Source organism: Bradyrhizobium sp. USDA 4472 (genome assembly GCF_054058595.1).
In genome coordinates, this window is sequence record NZ_JBSSAM010000001.1 from 7,043,276 (window position 1) to 7,067,964 (window position 24,689).

Genomic DNA, 24,689 nt, shown 5'->3' on the forward strand with positions numbered 1-24,689 from the left:
CCACTTCGCCAGAGTTTGATTCCGACGCGGTGCGATCGTGCCGAGAGCCTTGCGGCAGCATCGCATTTGCAGCATCGTGAGCCTCCGCACCCGGCGGCACAAGGACGAAAATAGAAATGTCCAAGGAGCGGACGAGCGACGGACGACTGAAAGCCTCGGCGGGGGTACGCGCCTTCAAGCGCGGGCTGGACGTCCTCACCGAGGTCAACAGGTCCGGCGGCGTCAGGGCCGCCGACGTGGCGCGCGCGCTCGATCTTCCCCGGCCGACCGTCTACCGGCTGCTCGAGACCTTGGAGGAACTCGGTTATATCGCTCGTTCGGCGAGCGACGACCGCTATCGGGTGACTCGGTTGGCCTCCAGCCTCGGGGACGGCTACAATCCTAGCGTCGTCATCTGCCAGGCGGCGGCGCCCTACCTCGCCGAGTTGAGCAAGACCCTCATCTGGCCCGTCGACCTTTCCACCTATGAGAACGCCGCGATGGTGGTCCAGGAGACCACCCATTCTCGCAGTCCAATGTCGATCGACCGCGGCATGATCGGCAAACGCCTGCCCATCCTTCGGACGTCGGCCGGTCGGGCCTATCTGGCGGCCTCCGCGGAGCGCGAGCGAAACTTGATCGTCAATCATTTGCGGCGGATCGACGAGGCGGATGACCGCCCCTTCCTCGAGCGCGACTGGCTCGAACGCATGATCGTGGAGACCCGCGAGCGTGGATACGGGATCCGCAACGAGGGCGAATACAATCCCAAGACGGCGTCGATCGCGGTGTCGATCGTCCGAGGCGAAGCCGTCTTCGGCTGCATTTCGATCATCTGGATCCGCTCCGCTCTTTCTCTTGAGGAGGCGGTTTCGCAGTTCGTGATGCCAATGCGCCAAGCCGCAGCAGCGATCGCCATCGGCGGTTAGTTCACCCTTACGGGCAGAGAGGCCAGGCCGCGCAGCACGTTGTTCAGAGCAAGCACGGGTTCGCCGATATCGAAGCTGCGCACCTTCTCGACAAGGACTTCGAGAAGAGCCGTCATTTCGAGACGGGCGAGATGCAGGCCGGCGCACATGTGCGTGCCGTTTCCGAAACCGAGATGGTCGTTGGCGCGCCGGCGCACATCGAACTTCTCCGGATCTTGCCATTTGCGCTCGTCACGGTTGGCCGACGCATACAGCAGCAGCACCCGGCTTCCTGCAGGAACATGCGCATCGCCCACGTTAGCGTTCGAGGCAGCATGACGCGTGAAGCCTCGGATCGGAGATTCCAGGCGGAGCACTTCGTTGATGGCGTTCGGGATCAGCTTGGGATCGTTGCGGACAAGCTCCCATTGATCCGGATGTCTGCCGAACAACAGGAGCAGATTGGCCGTCGCGAAGATCGTCGTGTCCAGGCTGGACCCGAGATAGTCCCGCATCAGGACAGGACAACGCTCCGGCTCGACCTCGCCACGATCGGCGGCCTCGAAAATGCGCCTGCCCCAGCTCCCGGGCAGCAACCGTTCGCGAATATCCGGAACGCTCAGGTAGGAGCGCATCTCGCGGAAATCCGTCATGGCGGCGCAGCCGCGTTCATTCATCGTGCCGAGCACGTTGAAGGTGGCCGAAGCCCACCTGAGCATGTTGCCACGGCCGTAGTCTTCGAGGCCGACCAACTTGGACACGATCGTGAGCGGCAAATGCTGCGCCAGATCCGTGACCGCGTCGAATTGCTCCCGTTCGACGAGATCATCAACGAGCCGTCTTGCTTCCGCCCGGATCTGTGGACCGATCTCTTCGAGAGCTCGGGGCGAAAGAGGAGCGCCGATGATCGCCCGAAGCCGGTCATGCAAGGGGGCGTCGCTCGCAAGAGTCGTGCCCCGCGCTATTTCGTTGACGGTGTCATTGGCTGCGACGCCCTCCGCGGACGAGAAGACCGTCGGATTCCTCAACGCCGCTCGGACGTCATCGAAGCGGCCCAAGGCATAGAGATCGTGCCGAGGAAGCCAGATGGCGGCGCCGCGCTCCCTGATCGCTCGATAGTGAGGATAGGGATCGCGAAGAACCTCGTCGCTGTAGAGGTCGACGTCGTAGGTAGGCGCGTCCAGGTCTGATATAGTCATAGAATTCTGTCCGCTTGGATGCTGGTGTCAACGCACCGCGACCCACTCGCCGTTTTCGAGCTTGCCCAGAACCAACGCGCTCTGGTCCAGCCCGGTGTGATCGTCGCGGCCGTAATTGTAGACGCCTCGCGACCCGGCAACGCCCTTCAAGGATTCGATGGCGCCTCTCAAGGCCTCTCTGAACTCGGGCGTACCCGGCTCGGCGGTCTTCAGAGCGATCGGGGCGGCCTTCTCGAGCAGAAGCAAGGCATCGTAGGCCGTTCCCGCGAAGATGTTGCGGGTTCCCGGCCCGAACTTCGCTTCGTAGCGCTGGATGAAATCCAATGCGGACTTCTTCGCGGGATAGTCGTCGGGAAAGGACGCGGCGCCGACGGCGGGGCTCAGTGGAACGAAGATCCCGTCGCCCTGGACACCTGTGAGCTTCTTGAAATCGCCGAATGTCGCGCCGAGCGTGCCGTAGATCTGCCCCTCGTACCCCTTCTCCCGCAATTGCAACAGCGGAAGCGCCGCCGGCGCACCCGAGGCCGCGATCAGAACGGCATCCGGACCGGCTGCGATGATCTTCAATATCTGTCCCACGACCGTCGTGTCCGTCCGGGCGTACTTCTCGTTTGCGACGAGCTCGATGCCGGCGGCCTTGGCCATGTCGGCGCTGACCTTGCTCCAGGCGTCGCCATAGGAGTCGCCAAAACCGATCAGGGCCAGCTTCTTCACGCCGGACTTCTTCATGTTCGCGAACAGCGGCGTTGCTTCGTGATCGTCGTTGGTCGTGGTCTTGAACACCCAACGCCGCCTGGCGTCGACCGGTGCGACGAGCGCATTGACTGGCGCGAGCGTGATCATGGGCGTCTTGTACTCGACCGCCGGCTCGATGACCGCGAAGGAGCCCGGCGTGGTGGTCGGCCCGATCAGCAGGTCTATCTTGCTCTCCTCATGCAGCTTGCGCAGCGCCGACACGGCGGCCGTAACGTCGGAAGCTTCATCGAGGAATAGATAGTTGACCTTCTTCCCTGCGATCTCGGCGGGACCGAAGGCCGTGCCGTTGCGCTCGGCGCTGCCGATGGCTGCAGCGGGCCCCGTCGCGGACAAAAGGATCCCGACGTTGATGTCGGCGGCAAAGCTCGGCGCAGCGAATAATTGCGCAACAAGACATGCACTCAGCACGCATCGCAGCATCGTCATTTCCTCCGCTTTGGACTGCCTCGGCAGACCGGCCTTGTTGGCTTTGCTTCCTCCTAGCCAAACCGGATTGCGCGCGAGTAGCATTATCGCGAAGCTGTCCGGCTGGCGGACAGGCCACCGAGCAGCGCAGCCTTGTCCGCTGCGCGGACAGTTGGCGACTCGACGTTGAAAGCGGAGCGCCGCTGAGAAACAAATGGCGCCATGCAGGATGGTTGCGCTTCTCAGAGCTATGATGTCGTGATCGTCGGCCGCGGGCCCGTAGGGGCCACGCTCGCCAATCTCCTCGGCCTTTGCGGCGTGCGGACGCTTGTGCTGGAGCGCGAAGCCCACGCCTACCATCTGCCGCGCGCCGTACATTTCGACGACGAATGCATGCGCGTGTTCCAGACCATCGGTCTGGCCAATGCGATCCTGCCGCAGGTGATCCTCAGCCCCGGCATGCTCTTTCTCGACGCCGAGGGCCGCATGCTGCTGGATTGGTCGCGTCCGCCGACGCTCACCCCGCAGGGCTGGAATCTCAGCTATCGCTTTCATCAACCCGATCTTGAGGAGGTTTTGATCGGCGGCATGCGGCGTTGGCCGCACGTGACGACGCGCAACCGATGCGACGTGTTCGCGCTCGACCAGGACGAGACCGGCGTGCGCGTGCGCTACGAAGACCTCTCCAACGGGCAGCTCACCGAGGTCCGGGCCGGCTATGTGATCGGCTGCGACGGCGCCCGCTCGCTGGTGCGCCGCTTCATCGGCGCCGGCATGGACGATCTTGGTTTCCACGAACGCTGGCTTGTGGTGGACGTTCTGCTGAAGCGAGCTCGCGACGATCTCGGCGACTACAGCCTGCAGCATTGCGATCCCAGGCGGCCCGCGACTTATGTACGCGGCACCGGCACGCGCCGGCGCTGGGAGATCACGGTTCTGCCCGACGAAGATTCGCAAGACGTCACCCAGCCGGCGAAGGTCTGGGAACTGCTGGCGCGCTGGATCACGCCCGAGGATGCCGAGCTCGAGCGCGCCGCGGTCTACACCTTCCACTCCACCATCGCGCAGAAATGGCGCGATGGCCGCCTGCTGCTCGCCGGTGATTCGGCCCACCAGACGCCGCCCTTCCTGGGCCAGGGCATGTGCGCCGGCATCCGCGACGCCGCAAACCTTGCCTGGAAACTCAATGCGATCCTTGGCGGCCATGCCGACGGCCGCCTGCTCGACACCTATCAGAGCGAGCGCCAGCCGCATGTGCGCGAGTTCGTCGAGCTCGCCATCCGGCTCGGGGGCTTGATCAACACCAAGGCGGTCGACGCCGGCCTCGCCGCCGGCCAGGCCCGCGAGAACGCGCCTGTCAAACTCGAGGTGAAGAAGCCCCTGCTCGGCCCCGGTCTTGCGCTGTCGGATCTGCCGTTGGCCGGACATCTCGCACCGCAATTCACCCTGCCCGACGGCCGTCGCAGCGACGACGCCATCGGTTACGCCTACGTCCTGCTCACCGAGGCCGCCGGCGTCATCCCGTCCGCGTTGCAACGCGCGTTCGGCGATGCCGGCGCGTCGATCATCACCGGCGACGCGACCGCTGGCGTCGGCACTTGGCTGCGCGATAACGGCCTCAAGGCCGCTCTGGTCCGGCCCGACCGCTACGTGCTCGGTGCCGCCCGCAACGACGCGGAAGTCGACCGGCTCGCCGCCGCCATCATCCATCCCACCCACGTGCCGTCCGCGGCCTGAACACATTTCCAAGGATATCTTATGAAGCTGCTTTCTTTCACCGCCGACGGCCGCGCCTCCTTTGGTGCCGTCAAGAACAACGGCGTCGTCGATCTCGGTACGCGCATGCCCGGCTGCGCCTCGCTGCGGCAGTTGCTCGAGACCAATCGTGTCTTCGAGGCAGCCGCACTGGTCGCAGCCAACGCGCCCGACCGTGCGATCGACAAGATCGCCTTCGCCCCGGTCATCCCGGACCCCGACAAAATCATCTGCGTCGGTCTAAACTACCGGGACCATGTCGCCGAGACCGGCCGCACCGTAACCGAGAAGCCGGCGCTGTTCGCGCGCTTCGCCTGCAGCCATGTCGGCCACATGCAGCCGATCGTCAGGCCGAAGGTCAGCGACAATTTCGACTATGAGGGCGAGCTCGCGCTGGTGATCGGCAAGCAAGGTCGCCACATCCCGGCCGGCCAAGCGCTCGACCATATCGCAGGCTACGCCTGCTACAACGAGGGCAGCGTCCGCGACTGGCAGCGCCATACCAGCCAGTTCCTTTCCGGCAAGACCTTTGCCAATAGCGGCAGCTTCGGCCCTTGGCTGGTGACGACGGACGAAATCCCCGATCCGTCAAAGCTCACATTGCAGACCCGCCTCAACGGGGCCGTCGTGCAGAACACGACGACCGATCTGCTGATCACCGCGATCCCCGAGCTGATCGCCTACATCTCCACGATCTCCCCGCTGGTCCCCGGTGACGTCATCGTCACGGGCACGCCCGGCGGTGTCGGCTTGAAGCGCACCCCGCCGCTGTGGATGAAGCCCGGTGACACCGTCGAGGTCGAAATCTCCGGGATCGGCGTCCTCCGGAACTCAGTGATCGCTGAGTAAAGCACTGATGTTGGCTGACCATTCCGACAAGAACACCGCTCATCGTGCATCGAAGCCGCGACAAGATTCCTCGTTGTCGGAACGACGCATCTTGTCTCCCAGATCATTTGGCATTGGTAGCCCAACATCAATTATTCTCGCCCCGTAGCCGATTCCCTGGACACGGATATGTGCATCGCGAGTCGATGCGCTACCCGCAAGCCTCGCCGGGTGCCCCCATCAAGCACGGAACTCGCAGGGTCGGGCTGGCCTGCACAGGCGTTAACGGTCCGTCGCCGGTCGCATCGCTACGACGCGAGGAACGCATCGATGCGCTTGCACGCGTCACGATCGCCCGCGACGTCGGCCGCGATCCGCTCATAAAGACCGGCCGCGCCCCTGTAGATCAACGCTTCCGGGAAATCCCCGCCGATGAATTCGGAGATCGCGTGCATCTCTTCGACCCAGCGGTAGGCCTTCGGGTACATGTCCGGCAGCGTCTTGGCAAAGCGGGTCAACAGTTGCGGCTGGCTCGCCGCCAGTTCCGACTTCAGCGCCGAACCTGCTCCCGCGCGTTCGGCAGCGAGCACCATCGCGGTCGCGATTGCCACCAGCCCCTTGGTAATTCCCGCGTAGGACAGCTTCAATGCCGAGGCCGCGCCGATTGGACCGTCGACGATGCGGATGTCGAGACCATATTCGGCCAATACCTTGAGGTCTGACGCTGCATCGCCCGAAAAATAGAAGGCAGGCCCCGGATCATCGGCCTTCGGCGGAAAGCCGATGATGGCGCCGTCGATGAGGCGCGCGCCGGTGCGCCGAAACAGGCGATCGATTCCCACCATGGTCGAAACGCCGACGGCGTTGCAATCGACGAAGAGCGGCGCGTGATCTGCGCGTCCAAGGCGTGCGGCGAAGCGCTCGGCGAGCGCATTCGCCTCGGTTGGCGGCACGATCGACAGGATCACGCTGGCCTCGTCCACCAGGCGCTGATCGTCGGCATGATGCATGCCCGCCGCCTCCGCCCGCTGCCGGCTTGCGGCACCGCGGCCCTCGAGCGAGGTGAGGACCTTGACGCCCTGCCGGGTCAGGCGCGTCGCGATGGCGCTCCCCATTGCACCAGGCGCGATGATCGCAATCGTCGGTGTCATGCTGCTCTCCCTTTCGTGGCTTGACTCAACGCCAGGCGACGACCTGGACGACAATGGAAATGCTGACGGCCGACAGCGTCGTCGCCAGCGCGAAGGAGCGCGCGGCGTCCTCGGCATGCCGGCCAAAATGCGCGGCCAAGACATAGACATTGATGCCGGGCGGCAGCGCCGCCGTCATCGTCGCGATCAGGATCTGCTCCCGGGGCAGACCCATCGCATGCGCGATCGACCAGATCAGCAGCGGGTGAACGATGAGCTTGAACACGACGGAAGCGACCGGCGCGGCGAAATTGGTCGGCAGCGGCACGCGCGCCACGGTGGCCCCGAGCGCGATCAACGACAATGCCGGCGCTGCGGCCGCCAGCATGGCGATGGCGTGATCAATCATTTCAGGCAGTGCGAGCCCGGTTCGGCGCCAGACAAGACCGGCCGCCAGAGCCAGCGTCATGGGATTGCTGATGGCGGCGACCAGGGCCTTCGAGCCGCCCCCTGCACTGCTGCCGAATGCGAGCAAGAGCGTGGCCACGGGGATCAGGCCGAGCGTGTGAATCGCGATGATCTGGCTCAACAGCGCGACGCCTTGGTCCCCGAGCAGGGCCTGGGCAATGGGAACGCCGATCAACGACGAGTTCGAATAGATCACGCCCATGCCGAACACCACGCACTCGGCAAGACTCAACCCGAGCGCCGCACGTCCGTAGACGAAGGCGATGACGAGCAACGCCGCACAGCCCAGCAGGTAGATCAGCGCGATCTCGCCGCCGTTCGACGCCTGCGCGCCTGCCGCGAGCGACCGAAAAAGCAATGCCGGGATCGCGAAGCACGCGACCAGTTTCAGGAGCCCCGCATTCGCCTCGGCCGAGAGCAGCCCACTCCGGGCAGCGGCAAAGCCCAGCGCGAGCAGCGCGAAGATCGGCACGAGGACGGTCAGCGTCATCAGGACTCTCCATGGATCGGCGTAGTCGCAAACGCGCCAGCCCGGCCCGGCGCAATGCCGATCATGCCGCCGCGCGCATCAACGGAGCGCGCCGCTCGGTGATGTTTGATGGATCGGTCTGCACCGCCACGCCGTAACGATCCAGCGTGTCGGCCGCCAAGGTGCAGAGCTCGACATTGGTGGTCGGCTTGATCTTGCCGTCGTCGCCGAGCAGGAACGGCGTGTCCTCCATGCCGACGCGCACGACATCCACCTCGCTGTCGTCCTGCGCGGCATAGCCGATCACCCTGCGCACGGCGTCGAGCGAACGCCCGGCCAGCGGACCCACATCCATGACCCGCACCTCGCGGGCAGCATGATGCGGCAGGATCGCGGCTCCGACCGTGATCGAGACCTTCCGCTTGCGCACCCCCTCCGGCGTATCACGCTCGAGCGATTTGGCCATGGAGACGACGGACCGGAAATGATCGTAGGTCTCCGGGAATGGCAGCTTCGGCGAGAAGCCGAACAGCAGGGTGACGTTGAGCTGGTCGGCTCCGGCCAGCCTGATGTCGTGCCGCGCGATCGCCATGCGCGACATCGCATAGCTGCGGATCGTCTGGACCCACTCGATCTCGTCGAGCAGATGCAGCCGCCTGCGTGCCGCGACCGCCTGCCCATAAGCAATGAGCTGGACCGCGGGCGATGAGCGGCCGTAATTATTGCCGTTCGCTGTCGAATTGGTGTTCATCTTCACCTCCTCCTGACGGGTCGAAGGCTGATAGCGCTCGACCTCGCGCAGGAAGAGATCGCTGTCGACGAGCTCGCGCGTCAGCGGACCGATGCGATCCTCCAGGTCGCAGACGATCTGCAGCTCGATGGCGGCCTGCATGGTGATGAAATGCGCGCCGCCCGCGCCGAGCGACAGGCCGGCGTGGCTGACCCGTTCCCACTCGCCATGGGCGCTGATGCGCTGGATCACTTCCCGGCCATTCCGGCTGGCACCGAAGCTGATCAACATGTCGGGCGACATACGCTGCACCAGGAGGCTGATCCGGCGATAGGTGTCGTTGTCCGTGGTCTGCTCGCGCGTCAGCGGGTTGCGGCCGTGATAATGATAATAGCGACAGCCGAGGCTGGTCAGCTGCTCCACCTCGTGCGCGATCTCCTCCTCCGTGATGGCGATGTCGACGCCGGTGCAGATGCGGTCGAGCACGGCATCGCCGGACGGATGATGGTTCAGCGGCGTGTATTTCGCACCGGTCGAGCAGCATCCAAGTATCAGGGTCTTCGGCATTCTCGTCCTCTTGCTTGTTTGAAAGGGAATCTTGTCGTTGCTTGGTCTGGCTTCAGGCAAAGGGGTGGCGCGTCCGGCTCATGGATATGCGCCGGCCATGCGTTCGATCGGTCTTTGGCGATTGGCTACTTCAGGCTTTCCAGGTAGCTCACGACGTCCTTGCTCTCCTCGGGCGTGGCGAGCCCCCCGAAAGGCATGCGATTGCCGGGAACAACATCCTGCGGATCGGACAGATATCGCGCCAGCGTCTCTTCGCTCCACACGATCCCGCTGCGCTGCATCGCGCGGGAGTAACGGAAATTCTGCATCTGCCCTGCCTTGCGTCCGACGACGCCATGAAGCGACGGGCCCTGTTCGGTGCCGTCGCCGCTCGCGCCGTGGCAGGCCGCACATTGCTCGAACAGGGCTTTGCCGGCGACGATGTCGGCCGCGGCGATCGGAGCGTTTGCCGTCATGCCGAACAGCAGCGCGGCGAGACCAGGTCCAGTCATCCAGCGTGTCGTCACAGTTGCACCATCGGAGCGGGAGATTTGAGGTAAGTCTTCACCAGCGCATCCGCGCACCAATAGGCGGTAGCTGCGGCCGCGGCGGTCGGGTTGTAGCCGGCGTTTTGCGGGAAGACCGATGATCCCAGCACGAACAGATTGTGCGCGTCCCAGCTCTGCAGATAACGGTTCACCACGCTGTCTATGGGCGAGCGCCCCATGATCGTGCCACCGCTGTTGTGACTCGACTGATAGGAGACGACGTTGAAATCGCCCTTGCGCGGCTGCGGCGCGACGATGGTCGCATTCATCGCGCGACCGATCTCGGCAGCTTTGGCCAGTAGATAATCGGCCATCGCACGATCGTTCTGCGTGAAGTTGAACGTCATCCGCAGCAGCGGCTGACCGAACATGTCGCGATACGTCGGATCGAGATCCATCGAATTGGTGCGCGATGCGTAGTTCATGCCCTCGCAGAGCACCATCGCGGTCTTGCGGTACCATTTCGCGGTCTCCCCGTTTCCAAGCCGCGCCCCATGTAGGCGTTCCGGGCGGCGTCGGGCGGAACGAAATCGGCCGGCCATTAGTGCTGTTCAGCGAAATGTAGCCGCCGCCGAGGAAGCCGAGATTGGCGTGATCGAAATTGTCGCCGTTGAAATCGTCCACGACCATGCCGAGACCGCCGGCCCCCATGAACGGGTTCAACTCCTCGGCCTCGAAGAAAAGCTGGAGCGTCGGCTGGATCTGGTAGCAGTAGTTCTTGCCGACCACGCCGGTACCGGTGCGGGGGTCGTAGGGCTGGCCGATTCCCGACAGCAGCATCAGGCGGGTGTTGCCGAACACCCAGGCCGAGAGAATGACGATTTCCGCCGGCTGGTCGTAGGTCTCCCCCGAGCGCAGGTCGATGTAGCGCACTCCGGTCGCCCGTCGCGTCTGCGCGTCGTAGAGCACGCGCGTTGCATAGGCGTTGGTCACCTTGCGAAAGCCGGGCGCCTTGCCGAGCGCCAGTGCCAGCGTGCTCAGCGGCGTCGCCTTGGCGTTCGCTTCGCATCCGAACCGATCGCAATGACCGCAATATTGACAGGCTCCGAGCTGGGCCCCTTCCGGATTGCGGTAGGGCGCGCTGGAGTTGGAGGCCGGCGCCGGAAACGGGTGCAGACCGAGCTCGGTCGCCGCGCGCGAGAACAGCTCGTTGGCGTGAGACGACACCAGCGGTGCGTTCGGATATTCGCCGCTGCGCGGCCCTTCGAAGGGATTCCCGCCCGCCTGAATCCTGCCCCGGATATTGCCGGCCTTGCCCGACACGCCGCAGATGGCTTCGAAGCGCGCATAGTGCGGCTCCAGCTCGTCATAGGTAACGCCCCAGTCCTGGATCGTCATGTCGTCGGGAATACGCCCACGACCGTAACGTTCGGTGAGATGCGTTCTGAGATTGTGGTCCGAGGGAAGGAAGCGAAACGTGTTGCCGTTCCAGTGGGTACCCATGCCGCCAACGCCGTCACCGGGCAGAAAGGCCCCGAACCGCCGCACCGGCCTCGCCTCGTCGTCGAGGCGATGGCGCAGCGTAACCGTCTCCATCTTCGGATCCTGCATCAGCTCCTGGCGAACGGAGTAGCGCAGCTCGTCGCGGATCGCCGGCAATTCGAAGTCGGCGGCCGGGTCGCGATCCGGTCCGCGCTCCAGCGCCAATACTTCGAGGCCGGCGCGGGTCAGCTCGCGCGCCATGATCGCACCCGTCCATCCGAGGCCGACAATCACGGCATCCGTCGCCTTCAAGACCTTTGCCATGATGTGCTCCAATTCACCGATCGATCAGAGGAAGTCAGCGATCGATCGAGGTTCGGCTTCATAGCGCCGTCCCCGATGCTCCTTGATCGCCTTTGCGTAGGTCGCCGGCAGGCCCGGATAGCCGATCATCCGCCACGACGCCTTACCCCGGTTGCCGCCATAGATCGGGTCCGCGAAGAAACCCTCCATCGAGAGCTGCAGCAGCGCAGCAAAGAACGCGCGTGCATCGATGCGCGCAAGAGCGACCTTGCCGCCTTCGACGTCGCGCAGCAGCGCCTCCAGCATGGGCGGCGATAGCTGGCTGACCCGGGCGCCGCGCTGCGCCGCCGTCCATGCGTCGAGCTCGGCGATGCCGAGCCGGATAAATGCCAGCGGTGGGAGCGGCGACTGCGATCCGAACTGCGGCTGTCCGCTGCTCGGCTGAAAGGGCCCTTCTTGATAAAGCCGCGCCCCGGCGCCATAGGCGCCGGCGAGTTGTCGATCGATGAAGGTGACGACGCCGCACTCGGAACCGGATGGCGACAGGTCATCGGCCGGAATGAGGGCATCGACGACGGCCGCCAGAAATTCCGCCTCACTCGGCGTCAGAGCATAAAGAGGTTCTACGGTCGCGTCGGAGGCCACAGGGAGACTGGCCTTCGTGCTCGCATCCGTCGCGGGCGCAGCGGCGGCGCCGCCGGGTACGAGCGCAAGAACGCCACCTGATGCGATGAAGCCACGTCGATCGAACATCGCGCCAGCCCCTTTGCTGCAATTGCGATGCTCGAATTATTGCGGCGCGAAATGCTTTGTCCAATTCCGAAGACGAATTCGGCCATGACAACTTCGCATCAGGCCGATATTCGCTCATATCCGCGGCATGAGGTCGTGCAAGCTGCCGTCATAACAAGCAAACGTTGTGACGTGAACGACGCAGCCGAACACTGCCCGTCGCCTGCCGACGACAACAAAGCGTTAGACAAACGTTCGAGCTGAACGTGCGGGGCAGACGCGCCGGTCACTGCCGAATCGTCTGCGGATCCTCACTGTGAATCGTCGTGGCGATGTCAGGAGGAAAAGCAGCGGGCGCCAGCAGAGCTCCGAGACCTTCGGTCGTCAACCGGGACCAGAGCTCCTCGGCCTTCTTCGCCAGCCGCTGCGCAGGACGATAGAGCCGAATATCGAGATCGATGGCGAGTTGCGGATCGCCGGTTCGCACCAGCTTGCCGCGAATGATGTCGTTATGCGTGGTCGTCAGCGGCAGCCAGGCGACGCCCAGGCCTGCAAGCGCCATGGTCCTCAGGCCATCGGCCAGGGAGTTGTCGTACAAGCTATGGAGCTGCACCAAGTCCGGCCGTCGCCCGATGAGGTCTTCGACCGCCCAACCGAGCGAGCATTCACGGCTATAGGCGAGATAGGATGTGGAGAGCCGCGGGTTGAGGTCGAGCCGGTGCAGCGGCTTGCCGTCGGCGGCCGGGGCCGAGAGCGGAATCAGCCGCTCCTTGCCGATCGAGATCGATGCGCAGCGCTCGATGGTCAATGGCCGACCCGCGCCGCGGAGAATCGCCCCTTCTGCATCGACGAGACAGACCACGAAGTCGACCGCTCCGTCTTCAAACAGATTGGCGCAACCCGGCAGATTGTCGGAGGTGACGGACAGGCGGGTGGAGCCGAGCTTCGCCTGGATGGCCAGCAGCCAGCGCGGAAAAAAGGTGACCGACAGAATATGCGGCGCCGCGAAGCGAATGCTTCGCAAGCGCTCGTTCTGGTCTTCGCGGATCGTGCGACGGATGCCGTTCAGGCGACCGAGCGCTTCGTTGGCGACATCCAGCAACTTGTGGCCGGCCTCGGTGAGTTCGAGCGGGGCATGGCGGCGGTCGATCAGGGCCGCGCCCGCCCAGTTCTCCAGCGACTGGATGCGGCGACTGAGGCCTGACTGCGTCACATTACGGAGTTCGGCAGCCTTGGTGATGTTGCGGGTCTCGGCGACCACGATGAAGTCTTCGAGCCAACGTATGTCGAGCATTGCAGCCCCTCCAGCCGAAACAGCCGCCCACCACCTCACCAAGATGATGCCACGTCACACTCGCGATGCATCATGCGAATTTCGCATCGCAGACCGAGCGATCGGCATTGGCCGAGCCGCTTGGCCACGGTTAATCTCTTCTTGATCCCGGCTCAGTCGATTTCGGCCGAACCGGGTGTTGACCTCATCTGGGACATCTCTTGGCACTTCCCAATCGCCAGCCGGCTGTGCAGCCGTCGCGGCGAGCGGCGACGCGCGGCCATCATTCTGAGGAGACCTCCATGCAAGAGCGTAGCTTTTGGTATTGCTCGATCGTCGGCCTGCTTGGCGCCCTCGCCCTGGCCGGCCCGGCCCAGGCCGCCGGCCCGGGCGACAGCCCGATCCTGAAACGCATCGCTGCGCGCAACGCAATCACCATCGGTCATCGCGAAGCATCCGCCCCCTACTCTTTCATCGACCGTGACCAGAAGGTCGAGGGCTATTCCATCGACCTCTGCATGAAGGTCGTCGAGGCGGTGAAGGCCCGGCTCGAGATGCCAGGCCTCGAGGTCAAGTATGTGCCGATCAACACCACGAACCGCATTGCGCTGGTCGCCAACGGCACCATCGACCTGGAATGCGGGACGACCACCAACACGCTCTCCCGCCAGGAGCAGGTGGAGTTCTCACCGATCTTCTACATCACGGGCACGCAAGTCATGGTCAAGGCTGACAACGCCGCCCCGGGAAGTCGAAGACCTGAAGGGCAAGCGCGTGGCCGTGCTCCAGGGATCCAGCAACGAGCAATCCTTGCGGATGCTGAACGAGACCGAGAAGCTCGGCATCGAGCTGGTCTATGCCAAGGATCTCGGAGAAGGCGCATTGCTCGTAACCAACGGGCGGGTGGACGGCTTTGCCGCCGATGGCGGCCAGATCAAGGTCTACGCGGCGACCAAGGCGCAGCCGAAGGGAGCGCTCAAGGTGATCGGGCGCTTGCTCACTTACGATCCCTATTCTGCCATGATGCAGCGCGGGGACATGGAGTTTGCCCTGCTCGTGAAGCGCGCCTTCGCCGATGCGTTCCGCTCGCCCGAGGCCGAGACGCTCTACACCAAATGGTTCGGCCCACTCGGCATCGAGATCGAGCCCGAGCTCAAGACCGCCTTCGCGATCCAGGCTCTGCCGCAATGACCTATCGTTGGGACTGGAGCGTTCTGGTCTCCCAGCCGTATCTCGGCTGGCTGCTGGCGGGACTGGGATGGACCCTGCTCGTCGCGGGCGCGGCCTGGGTGCTGGCCTTGCTCGTTGGCGTGACGGTCGGCATCATCAGGACACTGCCCGGCCGTACGCCACGGCTGATCGGGACGGCCTATGTCGAGACGTTCCGCAACATCCCGCTGCTGCTGCAATTGTTCGTCTGGTATTTCGTGCTGCCGGAACTGCTGCCAACGCCAATCGGCAACTGGATCAAGCGCGACCTGCCGCTGCCGGAATACTGGACGGCGGTTATCGGTCTCGGCCTGTTCACGGCGGCGCGCGTTGCCGAGCAGACCCGCGCCGGCATCCAGGCGATCGGGCGTGGCCAGGCGATGGCCGCGGCGGCGAGCGGTCTCACGCTGGCGCAGAGCTATCGTTACATCCTGCTGCCGATCGCTGCGCGGAACGTCCTGCCGCCGCTGACATCCGAATTTCTCAACGTAGTCAAGAACTCCTCGCTCGCGCTGACGATCGGCCTGCTCGAACTGACCGGCCAGAGCCGCCAGATCGAGAGCGCGACGTTTCACGGCATCGAGGCATTCACCGCGGCGACGCTGACCTATGTCGTTTTGACGACAGCGGTGATCGCCGCGCTGCGTGCCGTCGAGCGCTGTGTCGCCATTCCCGGTTTGATGGGACGGACCTGATTGATGAACGATCTCGATCCCGATCTCTTCAAGGCCGTGGCGCCGTTTCTCTGGGATGGGCTGCAGACGAGCTTCGGCCTGTTGCTGCTGGCGATGGCCGGCGGAGGGCTGCTCGGCACCATCCTCGCGGTCATGCGTATCGCCGGATCACGGCCGATCGCTGCCATCGCGGCAGGCTATGTGAACGGGCTGCGCTCGGTGCCCCTGATCATGGTGATCTTCTGGTTCTATCTCCTGGTGCCGCTGGTGATCGGACGCCCGATCGGCGCGTTCACCTCGGCGCTCATCGCCTTCGTCATCTTCGAGGCCGCCTATTATGCCGAGATTATCCGCGCCGGCATCCAAAGCGTGCCGAAGCAGCAGCTCGCCGCCGCCCTCGCATCCGGACTCGGCCCGTTTCAAGCCTACCGCTTCGTGATCCTGCCACAAGCGATCCGGAAGATGCTGCCGATCCTGTTGTCGCAGAGCATCGCCCTGTTTCAGGATACTTCGCTGGTCTATGTCGTCGGCCTGCACGACTTCATGACGGCAATCTCGGTGACGGCGAATCGGGACGGACATCTGGTCGAATTCTATCTGTTCGCAGTCATCGTCTACTTCACGCTCTGTTTCGCAGCCTCCCAATCAATCCAGTTTCTCAACAGGTCGCCGCTAAGTCCATGAGCATCTCTGCCCTCCGCAAGGTATCCCCGATCGCAGACGCATCCGTCGAGCAACCCGCGACGATCGAGATTATCGGGATTTCCAAGAGTTACGGCGCGCTGGAAGTCTTGAACGACTGCTCCATGAGCATTCGGAAAGGCGAGGCTGTCGTGGTTTGCGGACCGTCGGGATCGGGCAAGTCAACCCTGCTGAAATGTGTCAACGGCCTCGAGACCTTCCAGAGCGGGACGATCGTGGTCGACGGTGTGCCCGTGGGCGACCGCCGTACCGACCTCACCCGGCTCCGAAGCCGGATCGGCATGGTGTTCCAGCACTTCGAGCTTTATCCGCATTTGTCGGTGCTCGAGAACATCACGCTGGCACAGGTCAAGGTGTTGCGCCGGTCGAAGGTCGAGGCGAGCGACAAAGCCATGATGCTGCTCCGCCGCGTCGGCCTGGACGACAAGGCCGGTTGCCATCCCGCTCAGCTCTCGGGTGGCCAGCAGCAACGCGTCGCCATCGCCCGCGCGCTGGCCATGGATCCGATCGCGATGCTGTTCGACGAACCGACGTCGGCGCTCGACCCTGAAATGATCAAGGATGTGCTCGACGTCATGACCGAGCTCGCGCGCGACGGCATGACCATGATGGTCGTGACCCACGAGATGGGGTTTGCGCGCCATGTTGCCGGTCGTGTCGTGTTCATGGACGGCGGGCGTATCCTGGAGGAGGCTCCGAGCTCCGTCTTCTTCGCGCAGCCTTCGACCGAGCGCGCACGCATTTTCCTGTCCAAGATATTGCGCCAATGAGATTCCAATCATGATTCCGAGAAGCACGCAGCGGTCTTCGGTCGCAACAGGCGCCAGAGGCGTCTGCACGGAGACCATGCTCGAACAATAATTCGGAACCGATGACGATTTCGATCTCATCGCTCCGGCCGCGGTCGCCAATGACACGCCGGCACAACACCAAGGAGAGAAACGACCATGCGCATCGCCCCTTCCCGCGACCATTTCGACGCAGTCGCGTTTCGCGCCGATACGCCCGGCGCGGCAACGGTGATTCATCTGAATGCGGCCGGCGCCGGACTGCCGCCACGCATCGTGACCGAGACGGTCATGCGTCACCTTGCCGAGGAGGCAAGTATCGGTCCGCACTGGGCGGCCGCGCGGGCGCAGGACGAACTCCATGGCGTCCGTGCTGTCGCCGCCGAACTCCTGCAATGCCGCCCGCACAATGTCGCATTCGGAGGCAGCGCCGGCACGATGTGGGCCATGGCGTTCCTAGCCATGCCGATAAAGCGCGGGGCGCGCGTGCTGGTTGCGCGTTCGGAATGGGCCGGCAACGTCCTCAATCTGATGAAGCGGCGTCTGATCGACGGCATCGCGATCGACATCATGCCGGTCGACGAGCGCACCGGCCGCGTCGATGTCGACCGCGTCGGCGAACTGATCGACGAGCGGACGGTGGCGATCTGCCTCCCGGTGGTGGCGAGCGGATCGGGCGTACGACAGCCCGTGGAACTCATCGCCGCACTGCCGCGGCCGGAGGGGTGCCTTTTATTCGTCGACGGCGCGCAGGCGGTTGGACGATTGCCTGCAGGGATGGCAAGTACCGGTGCCGATGTGCTGGTGGCGCCAAGCCGCAAGTGGCTGCGTGGTCCGCGCGGCGAAGCGATCATGGCGCTCTCTGATCGTGCCCTGGAGCGGCTTGGTGATCCTCCGGTTCTGAGCCAAGTCGGCTCCAACTGGACATCGATCGACAGCTATGCCACACGGGCCGATGCGCAACGCTTCGAAACTTACGAATTTTCGGTTGCCGGCAGGCTCGGGCTGGGTGCGGCAATGACGCGTGCCCTGGAATGCGGGATCGAGAACATCGACGACGTGATCCGCGTGCGTCTTGTCCGGCTCCGTGCAGGGCTGACGGCCATTCCTGGGGTGACCGTGTTCGAGGAGGATGCAGCGAATGCCGCGTTCCTCACTTTCACAGCCAGCGCTATCGTGCCGGTCGAGCTAAACGATCGTCTCGCCGACGCCAATATCGCCGCCGCAGTGGTCGATCGCGATTACGCGCGGGCGGACCTGGAGGCGAGGTGCCTCGATGCCATCAACCGTGTTGCCCCTCACGTCTACACCAGCGAGGAGGATATCGATCGCTTTCTCGACACCGTATCCGTCGCCTCGCGCCAGGCGCGCTGGCGCAACGCAAGCTGACGCTTCGGCGCTGAAAGTTCCTTCACTCCGTTGGGCGGTGTTGTTTCCAACTCTCGCCACCGTAGGCCAGCGTCATGCCCGAACGCTGTGCAGGAAATGCGCGACCTCGTTCTTGAGCCGCGTCGAATCGCGCGACAAAAGCTGGGCAGATGAGGCGCTGAATCGATGCGCTACCGGTTTCGACCGCGCTCCGCTGCACCGCAGTGACCCCGGCGCTGACATCTCCGGTGCCTTGGGCGGCCTGTGGATGTTCCGAGCGATTTCCCGTGTTGCCGCAAAGCGCATCGGTGAGCAATAGCTGTTGCCTGTAACTCGCCGAGCGCGCGAACACTCGGCAGCCAGCTGGTTGCGATGTCGGCGGTCGCTGCGTTCATCACATGCATTTCCCATATCGCGAAGCGCTTTACGTTGTTGAGTTCGCCCAGTTGGCAAGCATCGACCGCCGGCACAACTGTACTTCTTCTATTGCGGGATGACCGCCTGCCGTTTCGCGCAACGGCGTCGCCGGCCAAACAATCGCTGCGGCCATAACCCGCGCCGGACCGGACACAACGCACGTGAGACTAGCCAGCGGCTCGCGGGGCACCTCGAATTTGAGATCCGCGCCTGCGCCGGAGCTGCCTCGTCGGCATCGTCGCCGCGATCGCCGTCGTGAATGTCTGGACACCAATCATGAGCCCGGCGGTGACGGCGCGATGGTTCAGCTTGCCCAATTTCGTGCTGTTCATGCCGGTGCAGTGCTGTCAGCCCTGGTTGCCCGAGACTTGGCGTTCCCTCGAACGCAGGTGGGGCATAACGGCGACTCACCGCGCACCTATGTCGGCTCACATGCTGTCCACCGGACCATCGATCCGATCACGCGACCCCGCTTGCACGGGCATCGTGAACGTGAATCTGGTCTCTTCAGGATTTGACGTAGCAACGAGTTCGCCGCCATGCGCCTTAGCGATCTGGGACGCGATGTAGAGGCCAAGCCCCAATCCTTGCCTGCTGGCGCGGGCCTTCCCGCGGAAGAACGGCTCGAACAGCTTGTCCATGGCCTCGGGGGGAATCCGTTCTCCCGCGTTGCTGACCGACAGTTCGAAGGCCTCGTCGCGCGTCTCCGCACGGACTATGACGGGCTTGCTGGCCGACCCGTGCGTCAAGGCGTTCCCAAGCAGGTTAGACAGCATCTGCCCGATGCGTGAGCTGTCGCAATCGACAGGCCGGTTGACGTGGAGATCGACCAGGATCTCCCGCCCCGGCGAGGCCAGCCGCAACTCGTCCACGACCTGGGTGAGGACGGACTCCAACGGCTTGCCTGCCTTGTGCTCGACGGCGATTCCGCCGCCGAGGCGGCCGCGCGCGAGATCGAGGACGTCGTCGATGAGGCCGGCCATTCGCGTGACCGTGGTCTGCATCATTGCGATAATCTGGCGCTCCTTCTCGCTCTGCACCGTGCGATCAAGAATTCGAGCGCCAGCGCTGAGCGCGGCAAGAGGGTTGCGCAGATCGTGACCAAGCACGGCGATGAACTGCTCGCGCAACTCGGCCATCTGATGCTCTCGCTTCAGCTTCTCCTCGGTCGCCTCGGCGGCGGCCCTGGCCATCTCGCGTGATCTCAACAGCTCCTGTTCGTACCGGCGACGATCGATGGACTTGATGAACGCGATCCGGATCGAAGTCGGCCTTCCCTCTGAGTCCCGCGCTTCCTTGGCGTTGGCGATCGTATGCAGCGGCTCGCCGTCGTCCTTGAGGAGGTCAAGGGCAACTTCGGAGAAGAAGCCCTGCATCCGAAGCAGAGGAGCAAGATGGGTCTCGTAGTAGATGCGCCCGGGCACCGTCAGAAGTTCGACCAGCGGCCTTCCAAGTATCTGGCCAGCCGTGTATCCGCTCCATTCCAGGAGCGCACTGTTCACGTATCCGACGCGACCGTTGGGTAGCAGAGATACGTAGCCGAACGGCCCGTTCTCCACCATGTCCTCGAAGTCCGGGCGCGAGTTGATGTCCACGCGGCTCACACGAAAGTCCGCATGGCGGCGACGACTTCGTCCGGTGCGCTGAGATTCGGGCAGTGCCCGGTGGCTTTGAGAACGATCATGCGGCTGTTTGGAATGTTGCGATTCACAAACTCGCCGACCGCCTCGGAGGCAATGATATCTTCGCTGCACTGGAGGATGAGAGTCGGGACGGTCACCCCGGCGAGATCCTTGCGGTTGTCGGAGGTAAAGGTCACACGGGCGAACGCCTTTGCGATGTCCGGATCTGTGCGACAAAAGCTGTTCGTGAGCTCTTCCGCGAGTTCTGGCCGGTCAGGATTCCCCATAATCAAGGGGGCCATCTGCGCGGACCAGCCCATGTGGTTGGCCTCAAGAAACTCGAGGAGCTCTTCGATCTGCTTCGCGCTGAAGCCGCCGACGTACCCCTCGTCGTCAATGTAGCGGGCAGATGGACCGATTAGGATGAGCTTACCGAACATACCGGGCGCCTTCTGCGAGGCGAGGACACCGATCATGGCGCTGACCGAATGGCCGACGAACAGGGCATCGTGCAGCTCCAGCCCTCGCCCGATCTCGACGACGTCATCGGCATAAGCGCCTAGACTGGAATATTTGCGCTTGTTGTAGGCGCTGAGGTCGGACCCGCCCGCCCCCACGTGATCGAACAGCACGGTGTTGAAATCCGATTCGAAGGCCGGGGCGACGAATCGCCACATGTTCTGGTCGCACCCGTAGCCATGCGCGAACATCATCGGCTGTTCACCGGCTCCGCGGACCTTCACGTTGTTGCGTTCGAGCACTCCCGGCATGAAAAGTCCCTTCTGTGGAGCTTGGCTGCATGCACCATATGCCGTCGCGGCTCGCAGTGCTGTCTACTTTGGGAGGGTGGCGGATGTGGGACCGCACGGACCCGCCGCCCGGGTCCGGCGTCCATGAACGTGTATCATGTCCGCAGCCGAAGTTGCCTGAGAAATCGCTTGACGCTTCGTCCAATTCAACCCGTGCAGGAGGGCCCCGCTTGATGCTCTCTGCCCCGCATGGATTCTCCGGCCCACTCTTGGAACCAATCTCAATCCTCTTGGTTGGGTAAGGTTTTGTTGGCCGGGTTCAAAAACAGGCGTATGGCAGCCGTCTTCTCGAAGGGTGGCCGGGAGGGATAAAGATGTCCAGTGGGGCCGACCGGCCGGTTTCCGCCTCAAAGCCAAGTCGGCGCATGGAGGGAGGACCCGGACCGGTGGTGCTTTCGGCGATCCTTGCCGGCTCGCCCGACGCGATCTGGTGCTGGCGCACCGACGGCATCATCACTGAGTGGAATCCCGCGGCAGAACGCCTGTTGGGCTTCGAGGCTTCGGAGATCGGCGGTTGTTCCCTGCTGGATCTGGTCACGCACGCGGAACGTTCAGCCGCCGAGAACATGATCGCTCGCGTGAGCGCTGGCGAATCCTTTGGCCCCTTCGAAACCGTCAGGGTGGCCAAAGATGGTAGAGGCCTGGCCGTGGAGATTACGGTCGTCCCGCTGCGCGATGAGAACGGATCGATCGTGGGCGGAGCATCGTTTTGCCGAGACATCAGCGAGCGTAAGAGCGCTGCGGAATCGCTTTCGCGGACTGTTCGTGAGCTTGGAACGCTATTCCACCTGACAGAGCGCCTACAGGCTGCGAAATCCGCCCAAGAGGTCTACGAGGCGGCGCTCGAGGCGATCACCGATGCGCTCGGCTGCGAGCGTGCATCGATCCTGCTCTTCGATTCGGCTTCCGTCATGCGCTTCGTCGCATGGAAGGGGATCAGCGAGGAGTACCGCCAAGCCGTAGACGGTCACTCGCCGTGGACACTAGAGACGACTGATGCGGTCCCGATCTTCGTGACTGATATTCGGGATACGAACGAACCTGATGCCCTCAAGAAGGTAATCGAGGGTGAAGGGATTCGTGGTCTCGCCTTCATTCCGCTTGTCCGCAACGGACGCGTCATGGGCAAGTTCATGACGTACTATAGGTGCCCGCATCAATTCAGCGAGGGGGAGACACGTCTAGCCAGCACAATTGCACGCCAGTTGAGCCTGTCACTGGACAGAATAATGACGGAAGAGCAATTGAGGGAATCCGAACTGCGCTTTCGTCTCATGTCGGAGCACGCTCCCGTCATGATCTGGATAAGCGACTCCGCCGGCAAATGCCTTCACCTCAATCGGCTGCTCCGCAGCTTCTGGGGGGTAGAGGAAGCAGCCATTTCCGACTTCGATTGGTCGGCGACCATTCATCCCGACGACGCTCGGGCCGTCGGCGAACAGGTTGGGGCCGCAATGGTGAAACGCGTCCCCGTAGAGCTGAAGGGGCGATACCGCAGCGCCTCAGGAGCATACCGGGTGCTGGAAACCGTCGCGCATCCTCGGTTCGGAGCTTCCGGTGAATTCCTCGGGATGATTGGCGTCAACGTCGATGTAACCGAGAGAGAGGAAGTCGAAGCCGAACGTCGCCGTGCCGAAGACGAATTGCGAGCGATGAATGTCGCCCTGAGCGAAAACGAAGAACGCTTGCGACTCGCTACTGCCAACGCGGACGTCGGCTTCTGGGACGTGGATGAGATCAGCCAGGTCCTGCACTGGCCACCCTTGGTCAAGGCGATGTTCGGTATCTCGCCAGACAGCCCCGTGTCGATGCTGGAGTTCTACTCGGGCCTCCACCCCGAAGACCGGGAGTTCGTCAGCGAAGCTTATGCAGCGGCGCGAGATCCCGATAAGCGTGCTCTCTACGATGTTGAGTATCGAACCATCGGCAAAGAAGACGGTCGCGTTCGCTGGGTCGCTGCGAAGGGACGCGGCGTGTTTGATGACGATGGCCGCTGTGTGCGAGTGACCGGCACCGCGATCGACATCACTGCGCGCAAGGCTGATGAAGAAAGGCTCAAAGAGCTGAACGAGACATTGGAGCGCCGCATCTCCGAGGTCCTGGCCGAAAGGAAGGTTTTGGCCGACATTGTCGAAGGGACGGATGCGTTCGTCCAGGTCGTAGACCTGGAATTCCGTTGGCTGGCCATCAACAAGGCCGCGGCTAATGAATTCGAGAAGATATTCAAAATTCGTCCACAGGCCGGGCAATGCATGCTCGACCTGTTGACGCATCTACCTATCGAGCGAGAAGCCGTGCGCGCGGTTTGGGCGCGCGCGCTATCCGGAGAGGAATTCACCGAAATCGCGGCGTTTGGAGACCGCGAACGTCGCCACTATGAAATGAAGTACAATACCTTGCGGAACAGCAAGGGGGAGCGGATCGGCGCCTATCAGTTCGTCTATGACGTGACGGAGCGTATTCGGGAGCAGGAGCGGCTCGCAAGGGCGGAGGAGCAGCTCCGCCAAGGGCAGAAAATGGAGGCGATGGGCCAGCTTACCGGCGGAGTCGCCCACGACTTCAACAACCTGTTGACGCCAATCTTCGGAGCCCTCGATGCCTTGCAGCGCAGAGGCGTAGGAGGGGAGCGCGAGCAGCGATTGATCGCCGGAGCGATGCAATCAGCAGATCGGGCCAAGACTCTCGTCCAGCGGCTGCTCGCATTCGCACGGCGGCAACCCCTCCAAGCCAGAGCAACGCGGGTCGGGGACCTGATTCACGGAATGGGCGAGCTGATCTCCAGCACGTCCGGCCCGCAGGTCAAAGTCTCTGTGGAGATCCAGCAGGACCTGCCGGCCGCAAAGGTCGATGAAAATCAGCTGGAGATGGCGCTCCTCAATCTCGCGGTGAATGCGCGTGACGCGATGCCCGATGGCGGCACGTTGCGTATTACCGCAGACGCCCAACAGGTCGATGCGGGACATCGGACCAACTTGAGGCCTGGACGCTATGTCAGGCTATCCGTTGCGGACAGCGGAGTCGGCATGGACGAATCCGTGAAGGCCCGGGCGATCGAGCCATTCTTCTCGACCAAGGGCATCGGAAAAGGCACGGGTCTCGGTCTATCGATGGCTCACGGCCTGGCATCGCAACTGGGCGGCGCGCTGACCATTCAAAGCCGGCCTGGGGTGGGCACGAATATAGAAATGTGGCTTCCATCGACCGATGAGCCTGTGGCGTCGGAGAACCAGCAGCCGGCATCGGTGCCCAGCGGCGGCGCGCTCGGGACCGCCCTTCTCGTCGATGACGAGCCTCTCGTTCGTGCAGCAGCCGCCGACATGCTAACGGACCTTGGATACGCGGTTCTCGAAGCTGCCTCGGCGGAAGAAGCAATCCGGCTGATCGGCGGCGGCGTCAAACCCCAGCTCCTTGTTACCGATCATTTGATGACGGGAATGAACGGCACTGATTTGGCTCGGCTCGTACGCGCACAAGTGCCTGGAACGCAGGTGCTCTTGGTGTCGGGTTACGCGGAAAGCGAGGGCGTCGCGCCTGATCTTCCGCGGATGGTCAAGCCATTCAGCATTGGCGACCTCGCTGCGAAACTCGCCAGCCTATCGACTGGCGGATAAGTGAGTGAAGGCCGCGTTCCGTTGCCGGGCGATCCGGC

General features: G+C 63.5%; 20 protein-coding genes and 3 pseudogenes. 10 read left to right on the forward strand and 13 right to left on the reverse strand.

Going from position 1 to position 24,689, the window contains the following annotated elements:
- The first annotated feature begins 116 nt into the window (after positions 1–116).
- A complete protein-coding gene (locus ACVWZ4_RS33295) occupies positions 117–908 on the forward strand; it encodes a DNA-binding transcriptional regulator (protein ID WP_456742021.1) in 792 nt (263 codons plus the stop codon).
- Here ACVWZ4_RS33295 and ACVWZ4_RS33300 read toward each other — a convergent pair.
- Together ACVWZ4_RS33300 and ACVWZ4_RS33305 are read right to left on the reverse strand one after the other, a co-directional pair.
- Positions 905–2,086 carry a cytochrome P450 gene (locus ACVWZ4_RS33300; RefSeq protein WP_456742022.1) on the reverse strand — a complete coding sequence of 394 codons (1,182 nt, stop codon included), beginning with the start codon at positions 2,084–2,086 and terminating at the stop codon, positions 905–907. The genes ACVWZ4_RS33295 and ACVWZ4_RS33300 overlap by 4 nt on opposite strands.
- A gap of 27 nt (positions 2,087–2,113) precedes the next feature.
- Complete coding sequence (locus tag ACVWZ4_RS33305; protein ID WP_456763620.1) at positions 2,114–3,262, reverse strand: ABC transporter substrate-binding protein; 1,149 nt, start codon at positions 3,260–3,262, stop codon at positions 2,114–2,116.
- A 207-nt stretch (positions 3,263–3,469) separates the two neighbouring features.
- On the opposite strand from ACVWZ4_RS33305, the gene mhpA reads away from it, so the two are divergent.
- Positions 3,470–4,984, forward strand: coding sequence for a bifunctional 3-(3-hydroxy-phenyl)propionate/3-hydroxycinnamic acid hydroxylase MhpA (gene mhpA, locus ACVWZ4_RS33310; protein WP_456742024.1), 1,515 nt, complete (start codon positions 3,470–3,472; stop codon positions 4,982–4,984).
- 21 nt (positions 4,985–5,005) lie between these two features.
- Positions 5,006–5,851 (forward strand): fumarylacetoacetate hydrolase family protein, encoded by an 846-nt coding sequence (locus ACVWZ4_RS33315; protein WP_456742025.1) that lies wholly within the window; start codon positions 5,006–5,008, stop codon positions 5,849–5,851.
- Positions 5,852–6,138: 287 nt separating this feature from the next.
- Here ACVWZ4_RS33315 and ACVWZ4_RS33320 read toward each other — a convergent pair whose 3' ends face one another.
- From ACVWZ4_RS33320 to ACVWZ4_RS33355, 8 genes and pseudogenes are all read right to left on the reverse strand, one after another.
- The gene (locus ACVWZ4_RS33320) at positions 6,139–6,981 is read right to left on the reverse strand and encodes a DUF1932 domain-containing protein (RefSeq protein WP_456742026.1); all 843 of its coding nucleotides are present in this window, start codon (positions 6,979–6,981) and stop codon (positions 6,139–6,141) included.
- A gap of 25 nt (positions 6,982–7,006) precedes the next feature.
- The gene (locus tag ACVWZ4_RS33325; protein WP_456742027.1) at positions 7,007–7,918 is read right to left on the reverse strand and encodes an AEC family transporter; all 912 of its coding nucleotides are present in this window, start codon (positions 7,916–7,918) and stop codon (positions 7,007–7,009) included.
- Between the two features lie 61 nt (positions 7,919–7,979).
- Positions 7,980–9,194, reverse strand: coding sequence for a hypothetical protein (locus ACVWZ4_RS33330; RefSeq protein WP_456742028.1), 1,215 nt, complete (start codon positions 9,192–9,194; stop codon positions 7,980–7,982).
- Positions 9,195–9,319: 125 nt separating this feature from the next.
- Entirely contained in the window at positions 9,320–9,685 is a 366-nt protein-coding gene (locus ACVWZ4_RS33335) for a c-type cytochrome (protein ID WP_456702949.1), read from the reverse strand.
- Between the two features lie 11 nt (positions 9,686–9,696).
- Positions 9,697–10,263 carry a GMC oxidoreductase gene (locus ACVWZ4_RS33340; protein ID WP_456790514.1) on the reverse strand — a complete coding sequence of 189 codons (567 nt, stop codon included), beginning with the start codon at positions 10,261–10,263 and terminating at the stop codon, positions 9,697–9,699.
- A 226-nt stretch (positions 10,264–10,489) separates the two neighbouring features.
- Positions 10,490–11,467, reverse strand: a pseudogene (locus tag ACVWZ4_RS33345) (GMC family oxidoreductase N-terminal domain-containing protein); the annotation flags it as partial.
- Between the two features lie 24 nt (positions 11,468–11,491).
- Positions 11,492–12,199, reverse strand: a complete 708-nt coding sequence (locus tag ACVWZ4_RS33350; protein ID WP_456742030.1) for a gluconate 2-dehydrogenase subunit 3 family protein — start codon at positions 12,197–12,199, stop codon at positions 11,492–11,494.
- 265 nt (positions 12,200–12,464) lie between these two features.
- Positions 12,465–13,472, reverse strand: a complete 1,008-nt coding sequence (locus tag ACVWZ4_RS33355; RefSeq protein ID WP_456742031.1) for a LysR family transcriptional regulator — start codon at positions 13,470–13,472, stop codon at positions 12,465–12,467.
- Positions 13,473–13,753: 281 nt separating this feature from the next.
- Between ACVWZ4_RS33355 and ACVWZ4_RS33360 the strand changes: the two are divergent.
- The 6 genes and pseudogenes from ACVWZ4_RS33360 to ACVWZ4_RS33385 all read left to right on the forward strand — a co-directional run.
- Positions 13,754–14,341: pseudogene (locus ACVWZ4_RS33360) on the forward strand (transporter substrate-binding domain-containing protein); the annotation flags it as partial.
- A complete protein-coding gene (locus ACVWZ4_RS33365; RefSeq protein ID WP_456790520.1) occupies positions 14,262–14,642 on the forward strand; it encodes a hypothetical protein in 381 nt (126 codons plus the stop codon). The pseudogene ACVWZ4_RS33360 and the gene ACVWZ4_RS33365, both read left to right, overlap by 80 nt.
- On the forward strand, positions 14,639–15,355 hold the full coding sequence (locus ACVWZ4_RS33370) for an amino acid ABC transporter permease (RefSeq protein ID WP_456734758.1): 717 nt from the start codon (positions 14,639–14,641) through the stop codon (positions 15,353–15,355). Before ACVWZ4_RS33365 ends, ACVWZ4_RS33370 begins: the two co-directional genes overlap by 4 nt.
- Entirely contained in the window at positions 15,356–16,018 is a 663-nt protein-coding gene (locus tag ACVWZ4_RS33375; RefSeq protein ID WP_456702943.1) for an amino acid ABC transporter permease, read from the forward strand.
- Positions 16,015–16,806, forward strand: coding sequence for an amino acid ABC transporter ATP-binding protein (locus tag ACVWZ4_RS33380; RefSeq protein ID WP_456702942.1), 792 nt, complete (start codon positions 16,015–16,017; stop codon positions 16,804–16,806). The genes ACVWZ4_RS33375 and ACVWZ4_RS33380 overlap by 4 nt, the downstream gene beginning before the upstream one ends.
- A gap of 177 nt (positions 16,807–16,983) precedes the next feature.
- Positions 16,984–18,213: an aminotransferase class V-fold PLP-dependent enzyme gene (locus ACVWZ4_RS33385; RefSeq protein ID WP_456742033.1), complete on the forward strand. Its 1,230-nt coding sequence runs from the start codon at positions 16,984–16,986 to the stop codon at positions 18,211–18,213.
- Positions 18,214–18,285: 72 nt separating this feature from the next.
- Here the strand turns inward: ACVWZ4_RS33385 and ACVWZ4_RS33390 are convergent.
- The 3 genes and pseudogenes from ACVWZ4_RS33390 to ACVWZ4_RS33400 form a co-directional block, all read right to left on the reverse strand.
- Positions 18,286–18,489 (reverse strand): annotated as a pseudogene (locus ACVWZ4_RS33390) (hypothetical protein); the annotation flags it as partial.
- Positions 18,490–19,037: 548 nt separating this feature from the next.
- Positions 19,038–20,171, reverse strand: coding sequence for a PAS domain-containing sensor histidine kinase (locus ACVWZ4_RS33395; protein WP_456705248.1), 1,134 nt, complete (start codon positions 20,169–20,171; stop codon positions 19,038–19,040).
- A 38-nt stretch (positions 20,172–20,209) separates the two neighbouring features.
- Complete coding sequence (locus tag ACVWZ4_RS33400) at positions 20,210–21,001, reverse strand: alpha/beta fold hydrolase (RefSeq protein WP_456742034.1); 792 nt, start codon at positions 20,999–21,001, stop codon at positions 20,210–20,212.
- A 353-nt stretch (positions 21,002–21,354) separates the two neighbouring features.
- Here ACVWZ4_RS33400 and ACVWZ4_RS33405 point away from each other — a divergent pair, with 353 nt between their 5' ends.
- Positions 21,355–24,651 carry a PAS domain S-box protein gene (locus tag ACVWZ4_RS33405; protein ID WP_456742035.1) on the forward strand — a complete coding sequence of 1,099 codons (3,297 nt, stop codon included), beginning with the start codon at positions 21,355–21,357 and terminating at the stop codon, positions 24,649–24,651.
- The last annotated feature ends 38 nt before the right edge of the window (positions 24,652–24,689 follow it).